A 7,660-nucleotide genomic window follows, 5' to 3' on the forward strand; every position below is an offset into this window, starting at 1 on the left:
TTTTTCCATGGCTGAGCCGTCTTTTTCCTTGTGCGTCTATCTGGGGTCCCGCCCAGGTGAAAACCCGTTATTCACCGAATCAGCCATTGCCGTCGGCGAATGGATCGGCCGGCACGGCGGCCAACTGGTCTACGGTGGCGGTCGCAGCGGCCTGATGGGCATGGTGGCCGAGGCCACACGGCGCGCGGGTGGTCGCGTGCTGGGCGTGATTCCCCGGGCGCTCGTGGACAAGGAACTGGCCAACCGGGATTGCGATGAACTGCACATCGTCGAGACGATGCACGAGCGCAAGGCCATGATGGCCGAGCGCTGCAACGCTTTCCTGGCCCTTCCAGGCGGCATCGGAACGTTCGAAGAATTGTTTGAGGTGTGGACGTGGCGCCAGCTCGGCTACCACGACAAGCCCATCGGCCTGCTGAATGTGGACGGCTACTACGACGGCCTGATGGCGTTTCTGCAGACCAGCGTGGCCAGCGGACTCATGAGCGACTGGCAGATGGGTCTGATGACGGCCTCCTCCGACCACGAAAGCCTCCTGCAGTCCCTGGTCGAGGCCGCCGGCATGCAGGCCACGCAGAATGTTCCGTTACGGGCGGTGATCTGAGCCAGCGCAGCCGCCCAGGCGCGCAGTCGACCATCAGACGGCGGCTTCGTCCAGGTCGCCCGTGCGGATGCGCACCACACGCTCCACGGCGGTGACGAAGATCTTGCCGTCGCCGATCTTGCCCGTGCGCGCCACGTTGACGATGGCGTCCACGCAGCGGTCCACGTCGTCGGTCTTCACGACCACTTCCACCTTCACCTTGGGCAAAAAATCCACCACGTATTCGGCGCCGCGGTACAGCTCGGTGTGGCCCTTCTGACGGCCGAAACCCTTCACTTCGGTGACGGTGAGGCCCGTCACGCCGCACTCGGCCAGGGCTTCGCGGACTTCTTCGAGTTTGAAGGGCTTGATGACGGCGGTGATCATTTTCATGGCGGAAACTCCTGGAAAGGTGAAATGCGAGGGATGCTCAAGGCCGCGTCGTCGTCGATCGCTCACGCCCGGAAACGGTTGGTGATGGGGTAGCGCCAATCCTTGCCGAAGCTGCGGCGGCTGATGCGGATGCCCACCGGCGCCTGGCGGCGCTTGTATTCATTGAGCTGGATGAGGCGCGTCACGCGCTCCACGTCGGCCCGGTCATAGCCGGCCTGCACGATGGCATCGATGGGCTCGTCGTTTTCCATGTACCGTGCGACGATCGCGTCGAGCACCTCGTAGGGCGGCAGGCTGTCCTGGTCCTTCTGGCCGGGGCGCAGTTCGGCGCTCGGCGGGCGCGTGATGATCCGTTCGGGAATGGGCTGCGCGCCGGTTCCAAAGGGGTCATTGGCATTGCGCCAGCGCGCCAGCGAGAACACGGCCGTCTTGGCCACGTCCTTGATGACGGCAAACCCTCCGGCCATGTCGCCGTAGAGTGTGCAGTAGCCCGTCGCCATCTCGCTCTTGTTGCCGGTGGTGAGCACCACCGCGCCGAATTTGTTGGACAGCGCCATGAGCAACGTGCCGCGGATGCGAGCCTGCAGGTTTTCCTCGGTGGTGTCTTCGGACAGGCCGGCGAACTCCTGCGCCAGCGCGGCCTTGAACGCCTCGAATTGCGGGGCGATCGAGATTTCGTCGTAGCGCACGCCCAGACGCTCGGCCATGTCGCGCGCGTCGATCCAGCTGATGTCCGCGGTGTAGGGCGAAGGCATCATCACGGCGCGCACCTTGTCAGCGCCCAGCGCATCCACGGCGATGGCCAGGACCAGCGCGGAATCGATGCCGCCCGACAGCCCCAGCAGCGCGCCGGGAAAGCCGTTCTTGCCGACATAGTCGCGCACCCCCATGACCAGCGCGCTCCACAGATCGGACTCCAGCGCGGGCAGCGGCGCGACTTCGGCCTTCAATTCGATCGCACCCTGCGCGACGTCCACGCGGACCGGAAAGCAGGCTTCCTCGAATCCGGGCGCACGCGCGGCCACGAAACCATTGGACTGCAGGGCAAAGGAACGGCCTTCGAAGAGCACCTCATCCTGGCCACCGACCAGGTGGGCATAGACCAGCGGCAGGCCGGTCTCCGTGACACGCTCGCGCATGATCTGCTCACGCTCGGCGCTTTTGCCCAGGTGGAACGGCGACGCGTTGATGGTGACCAGCAACTGCGCCCCCGCCTGCGCCGCCCGACGGGCGGGGCCTTCGAACCAGGCGTCCTCGCAGATCAGCAGGCCGACGCGCACGCCCTCCACGTCAAAGAGGCAGGTGCCGTCGCCTGGCAAGAAGTAGCGCCGCTCGTCGAACACGTCGTAGTTCGGCAGTTCCTGCTTGAGGTAGGTCTGCTCGACCACCCCATCGCGCAGCACGCTGGCCGCGTTGTAGCAAAGGCCTTCGCCATCCGCTTCGGCCCGCTGAGGATGCCCGACCACGATGGCCAAGCCCTCGAACCGCGCCGTCTCCCGCGCCACCGTTGCCAGTGCATCCTCGCAACCCGACAGAAAAGCGGGGCGAAGGTAGAGGTCTTCGGCGGCATAACCGCACAGCGACAACTCGGGCGTGAGCAGCAGGCGCGCGCCGGCGGCATGGGCTTGCTGGGCGCAGGCGATGATCTTGCGGGCATTGCCCGGCAGATCGCCCACCACGAAATTGAGCTGGGCAACGCTGATGACGAATGGCATACGGGGATGGAAAAAGGACTCGAACGATTATGTCACCCGCGTCCTGCACGATGGCGCCTTGCGCCACAAGGCCCTGCGTTATCCCCGCGGGCACTGGAAAACTCTGTGGATAAGTCGTGGCTTGCCCTGTAAGGCGGTCCTAACTCCTTGTCAGGCCTGAAAGAATGTCCCCGTGCCCTCTTTTTAGGCACACGGACTGGTGTGGATGCCATACCTCCCCGCGGCGGCGAAGCCCGGTTTGGGCCATGATGGCGTCCCCCCTCCAACGACCGCACGCCGCCTTGTCCCAACCCGCCGATACCGCCTACGTTCTGCGCCTGCACCCGTCTCCCGACGACGTGGGCGCCGATGCCTGGGATGCGCTCCTGGCCACCCAGCCCCACGCCACCCCCTTCATGCGCCACGCCTACCTTTCGGCGCTGCACAGCAGCAGCAGCGCGGTGCCGGAAACCGGCTGGACGCCCGTGTTCTGCACGCTCTGGCGGGAGGAGGTGCTGCAGGGCGCGTGCGCGGTGTATGCCAAGCCGCACTCCTACGGGGAATACGTGTTCGACCAGGGCTGGGCGGGTGCCTATGCGCGCCACGGCATGGACTACTACCCCAAGGCCGTCGTGGCCGTGCCCTTCACCCCCGTGCCCGGAGCGCGGTTGCTGGCCGTGGACGCGGCGGCGCGGCATGCGCTGGTGCGGGCGCTGGTGCAGTGGTGCGAAGAGGCGGGCCTGTCGTCGCTGCACCTGCTGTTCACCGCCCCGCAGGATGTCGAGGCCGCGCAGGCAGCGGGGCTGATGCTGCGGCACACGGTGCAGTTTCATTGGCAGAACTCGGCGCCCCCGCACGGCGCCGGCGCGCTCGCCTCACCGGCCGAGGGGGCGACCCCGTCCGCACGCGAGGGGGCCGGGCCGATGGCCGACGCGAGCGGCGAAGCACCCTCGCCTGCCGGCGAACGGCCGTTCGAATCCTTCGACCATTTCCTGGCCAGCCTGTCGCAGGACAAACGCAAGAAGATCCGGCAGGAGCGGCGCCGAGTGGCCGACGCGGGCGTGGCGTTCCGCTGGATGCGGGGCACCGACATCACGACAGACGACTGGGATTTCTTCTACCGCTGCTACGAGCGCACCTACCTGGAGCACGGCAACCCGCCCTACCTCACGCGCGAATTCTTCGCCCGCATGGCCGCCGACATGCCCGAGGCCTGGGTGCTGTTCATCGCCGAACGCGGCGGACACCCCATTGCTAGCAGTTTGATAGCAGTTGGGGCAAGCGATACTAGGGCACAAGGCACAAAAGACCCGGAACTGGTGGCGTTCGGCCGCTACTGGGGAGCGCTGGAGCGGGTGGACTGCCTGCATTTCGAGGCCTGCTACTACCAGCCGCTGCAGTGGTGCATCGCGCATGGCGTGCAGCGCTTCGAGGGCGGCGCCCAGGGCGAGCACAAGATGGCACGGGCCCTGCTGCCGGTGCAGGCCACGAGCGCCCACTGGCTCGCCCATCCCGCTTTTGCCGAGGCGGTGGACCGGTTCCTAGAGCGCGAGGGGGAAGGCGTGGCGCAGTATCTGGAGGAACTGCAGTCGCGCAACCCGTTCAAGACGGGCCGGTGACCCGAAGCGCATGAAAGCGCAGGCGCCCGCCCCGGCCAGAACTGGGGCCGCGGCGGCGGCACAGCCCGCCGGGTTCAAGAGTCAAAAGCCCGTCCAGCGCAATATCCACTAGGGCATATCGCTACAAAAAATATAGCAAACACTCCTGACCTTGGCAACGGGCTACGCCACGGCAGCCGAGCGCACCAGTCCCATTTCGGCGCTGCTGAGCAGGGATTCGATGTCCATCATGATGAGCATGCGCTCGCCGACGCTGGCAATGCCGGTCACGAAGGCCGAATCCACCTCGCCCTGGAACTGCGGCGCCGGCCGGATGGCCTCGGCCTGCAGGGGAACGACGTCGGCCACCGCATCCACGACGGCGCCCATCACCGTGCCGCCCACGTTGAGGATGATGACGACGGTGAAATCGGTGTACTCGGCCTGCGCGCAGCGCAGCTTCAGCCGCAGATCGACGATGGGGACGATCACGCCGCGCAGATCGATCACGCCCTTGATGAAGTCCGGCGCGTGGGCCATGCGGGTGGGTTGCTCGTACGAGCGGATTTCCTGCACGCGCAGGATGTCGATGCCGTATTCCTCCTGCCCCAGACGAAAGGTGAGGTACTCCGCTGCGTTGGCGGCGGCACCCGTGGCATGGCGGGGAGAGGCGGAAGCGGGGGTCGACAGCATGGCAGGTCCTTCACAGATCAGGGTTCAGCACGTGCAGACGACCGTCTGGCGCGCGCGGCAATGGTCCAGCATATCAGCCGCCTTGTTACTTGTGCTGACATTTAGCCGATTCCACCTATTCAAAGAAGGCCATTGCTGTGCTAGCAACGGCCTGCCGCGGGCTTCGGCAGCGCTGGCGGCGGTTGCCTGTGGCGGCCCACCGGAAAGCCCGGGAGCCATCAAAACCCGGGCCGCTCGCCCGCCTGTCCGGCGTGCCGACAGGACAGCCTCAGGCCGGCAGCAACGTGACGCCCGTCTTGGCCTGCAGCGCTTCGAAAGTCACGCCCGGCGCGAGTTCGACCACGTGCAGCCCCTTGGGCGTGACGTCCATCACGGCCAGGTCGGTGATGATGCGGTCCACCACGCCCACGCCGGTGAGGGGCAGCGTGCATTGGGGCAGGATCTTGAGGTCTTCGGTGCCGTCCTTCTTGCGCGCCACATGCTCCATGAGCACGATGACGCGCTTGACGCCGGCCACCAGGTCCATCGCACCGCCCATGCCCTTGACCATCTTGCCGGGGATCATCCAGTTGGCCAGATCGCCCTTCTCGCTCACCTGCATGGCGCCAAGGATCGACAGGTTGATCTTGCCGCCCCGAATCATGGCGAACGACTGGTCGCTGCCGAAGATGGAAGAGCCCTTGATGGTGGTGACGGTCTGCTTGCCGGCATTGATGAGGTCGGCGTCCACGGCGTCTTCGGTGGGGAATGGGCCGATGCCCAGCATGCCGTTCTCCGACTGCAGCCACACTTCCTTGTCGCCCGTGAAATTGGCCACCAGCGTGGGGATGCCGATCCCCAGGTTCACGTAGAAGCCGTCTTCGAGTTCTTGTGCCGCGCGCGCGGCCATCTGGTCTTGGGTCCAGGGCATCTCAGGCTCCTTCTTTCTTGTTGACGGGCACCGTCACCGTGGGCACGGCTTCGCTGGTGGCAGCGGCCTGCGCGATCACGGCCTGGGCCTCGACCTTGGCAGCGGCCACATCAACGGGCGCGGCGGTCACGGTGCGCTTTTCGATGCGCTTTTCAGGGTTGGGGTTGTGCACGATGCGGTGCACGTAGATGCCGGGCAGGTGCACATCGTCCGGCGCGATGTCGCCCGTCTCCACGACCTCCTCCACCTCGACGATGCAGACCTTGCCGGCCGTGGCGGCCGCGGGGTTGAAGTTGCGCGCGGTCAGGCGGAACTGCAGGTTGCCGGACTTGTCGGCGCGCCAGGCCTTGACGAGCGACACATCGGGCACCAGCGAGCGCTCCATCACATAGGTTTCGCCGTCGAATTCGCGCAGTTCCTTGCCCTCGGCCACCATGGTGCCGACGCCGGTCTTGGTGAAGAAGGCCGGAATGCCGGCGCCTCCCGCCCGCAGCTTCTCGGCCAGCGTGCCCTGTGGGGTGAATTCCAGCTCCAGCTCGCCGGCGAGGTACTGGCGCTCGAACTCCTTGTTCTCGCCCACATAGGAAGAGATCATCTTCTTGATCTGGCGCGTCTCCAGCAGCTTGCCGAGGCCGAAGCCGTCCACGCCGGCGTTGTTGGAGATGACGGTGAGGTCCTTGACGCCGCTGTCGCGCAGGGCGTCGATCAGCGCCTCGGGTATGCCGCAGAGCCCGAAGCCGCCGACGGCCAGCATCTGGCCGCCGGCCACGACGCCCTTGAGCGCCTCGGCCGCGGTGGGAAAAAGCTTGTTCATTGGAGACTCCTCAACATCAGGTTGGATGGCCGCTACGATACTACGTACCCTGCTACGTAGTTCTCCCTAAATACTTCCATGGATGTCGCCGATTACCGCCTCGCTTTCGAAATGGCCCCGGTGGGTCTGGTCATTTCGCGCAACCGCACCATGGTCGACTGCAATCGCCAGGTGTGCGAGATGTTCGGCGCCTCGCGCGAGGTGCTGATCGGCCAGTCTTTCCGGATTCTGTATCCCAGCGCGGACGAATACGAGCGCCTGGGCAAGCACATGGAGCCCATCCTGAATGCGCGGGGCCACTATGCCGACAACCGCATCATGAAGCGGGCCAGCGGCGAGGTGTTCTGGTGCCATGTCTCGGGCCGGGCGCTCAATCGCGAAACCCCGCACGAATCGGGCATCTGGAGTTTCGAAGACCTCAGCTCGCAGCGCTCGGTCAAGGCCGAACTGACCGGACGCGAGCGCGAGGTGGCGGCGCGGCTGCTGGACGGCCTGACCTCCAAGGAGATCGGCCGTGCGCTCGACATCAGCCACCGCACGGTGGAGATCTACCGCGCGCGCCTCATGCGCAAATACGCAGCCTCCACGGCGGCCGACCTGGTGCAAAAGCTCATGGCGGGATGACGGTCGGCCATCAGGGATATCCCTACTAACACTTGCTTTCATCTGCGCTCCCTGGGTGGGGTACCGCGGCAAGGAGGCCACGGATACCGTCTGCACATCCCAACCTGCCAGTCGGCGGTGCGGCGCATGGTGCGCGGCGCCGCGGAGCGGCGACCCATCCCGAGACCCCATGCCCACCAGTTTCCATTCATTCCGCGCTACCGCCGCTTTCGCAGCCCTCGCCGCATTGACCGCCGCCTCCCTGACCGCATGCGGCGGTGGTGGAGGTGGGGGCGATGTGACCACGCCGCCCGGCGGCACCCCAGCTCCAGCGCCCACGCCAGCCCCATCCCCATCGCCATCGCCATCGCC

Annotated in this window: 8 protein-coding genes; 3 read left to right on the plus strand and 5 right to left on the minus strand. The window is 66.1% G+C overall.

Features of this window, described 5'->3' with window-relative positions:
- Window positions 1-7: 7 nt before the first annotated feature.
- A complete protein-coding gene (locus AC27IO_RS17970) occupies window positions 8-604 on the plus strand; it encodes an LOG family protein (protein WP_498740000.1) in 597 nt (198 codons plus the stop codon).
- Between the two features lie 33 nt (window positions 605-637).
- Here AC27IO_RS17970 and AC27IO_RS17975 read toward each other — a convergent pair whose 3' ends face one another.
- Window positions 638-976 carry a P-II family nitrogen regulator gene (locus AC27IO_RS17975; protein WP_092743842.1) on the minus strand — a complete coding sequence of 113 codons (339 nt, stop codon included), beginning with the start codon at window positions 974-976 and terminating at the stop codon, window positions 638-640.
- Between the two features lie 62 nt (window positions 977-1,038).
- The gene (locus AC27IO_RS17980; RefSeq protein ID WP_498739995.1) at window positions 1,039-2,691 is read right to left on the minus strand and encodes an NAD+ synthase; all 1,653 of its coding nucleotides are present in this window, start codon (window positions 2,689-2,691) and stop codon (window positions 1,039-1,041) included.
- A 248-nt stretch (window positions 2,692-2,939) separates the two neighbouring features.
- Between AC27IO_RS17980 and AC27IO_RS17985 the strand changes: the two genes are divergently transcribed.
- Complete coding sequence (locus AC27IO_RS17985) at window positions 2,940-4,289, plus strand: GNAT family N-acetyltransferase (RefSeq protein WP_498740002.1); 1,350 nt, start codon at window positions 2,940-2,942, stop codon at window positions 4,287-4,289.
- Between the two features lie 162 nt (window positions 4,290-4,451).
- Here AC27IO_RS17985 and AC27IO_RS17990 read toward each other — a convergent pair whose 3' ends face one another.
- The 3 genes from AC27IO_RS17990 to AC27IO_RS18000 form a co-directional block, all read right to left on the minus strand.
- Window positions 4,452-4,961: a chemotaxis protein CheW gene (locus AC27IO_RS17990; protein ID WP_272569450.1), complete on the minus strand. Its 510-nt coding sequence runs from the start codon at window positions 4,959-4,961 to the stop codon at window positions 4,452-4,454.
- A 268-nt stretch (window positions 4,962-5,229) separates the two neighbouring features.
- Window positions 5,230-5,871, minus strand: a complete 642-nt coding sequence (locus AC27IO_RS17995; protein ID WP_498739997.1) for a 3-oxoacid CoA-transferase subunit B — start codon at window positions 5,869-5,871, stop codon at window positions 5,230-5,232.
- Between the two features lies 1 nt (window position 5,872).
- Window positions 5,873-6,685 carry a CoA transferase subunit A gene (locus AC27IO_RS18000; protein WP_272569448.1) on the minus strand — a complete coding sequence of 271 codons (813 nt, stop codon included), beginning with the start codon at window positions 6,683-6,685 and terminating at the stop codon, window positions 5,873-5,875.
- A gap of 78 nt (window positions 6,686-6,763) precedes the next feature.
- Between AC27IO_RS18000 and AC27IO_RS18005 the strand changes: the two genes are divergently transcribed.
- Complete coding sequence (locus AC27IO_RS18005) at window positions 6,764-7,309, plus strand: PAS and helix-turn-helix domain-containing protein (protein ID WP_284430913.1); 546 nt, start codon at window positions 6,764-6,766, stop codon at window positions 7,307-7,309.
- Window positions 7,310-7,660: the final 351 nt, after the last annotated feature.

The organism is Acidovorax sp. KNOB132 (genome assembly GCF_057541515.1).

Coding starts and splice junctions, on each gene's coding strand:
- AC27IO_RS17990 (WP_272569450.1), bottom strand. CDS start 4,961: ATGCTGTCGACCCCCGCTTCCGCCTCTCCCCGCCATGCCACGGGTGCC.
- AC27IO_RS18005 (WP_284430913.1), top strand. CDS start 6,764: ATGGATGTCGCCGATTACCGCCTCGCTTTCGAAATGGCCCCGGTGGGT.
- AC27IO_RS17980 (WP_498739995.1), bottom strand. CDS start 2,691: ATGCCATTCGTCATCAGCGTTGCCCAGCTCAATTTCGTGGTGGGCGAT.
- AC27IO_RS18000 (WP_272569448.1), bottom strand. CDS start 6,685: ATGAACAAGCTTTTTCCCACCGCGGCCGAGGCGCTCAAGGGCGTCGTG.
- AC27IO_RS17970 (WP_498740000.1), top strand. CDS start 8: ATGGCTGAGCCGTCTTTTTCCTTGTGCGTCTATCTGGGGTCCCGCCCA.
- AC27IO_RS17995 (WP_498739997.1), bottom strand. CDS start 5,871: ATGCCCTGGACCCAAGACCAGATGGCCGCGCGCGCGGCACAAGAACTC.
- AC27IO_RS17975 (WP_092743842.1), bottom strand. CDS start 976: ATGAAAATGATCACCGCCGTCATCAAGCCCTTCAAACTCGAAGAAGTC.
- AC27IO_RS17985 (WP_498740002.1), top strand. CDS start 2,940: ATGGCGTCCCCCCTCCAACGACCGCACGCCGCCTTGTCCCAACCCGCC.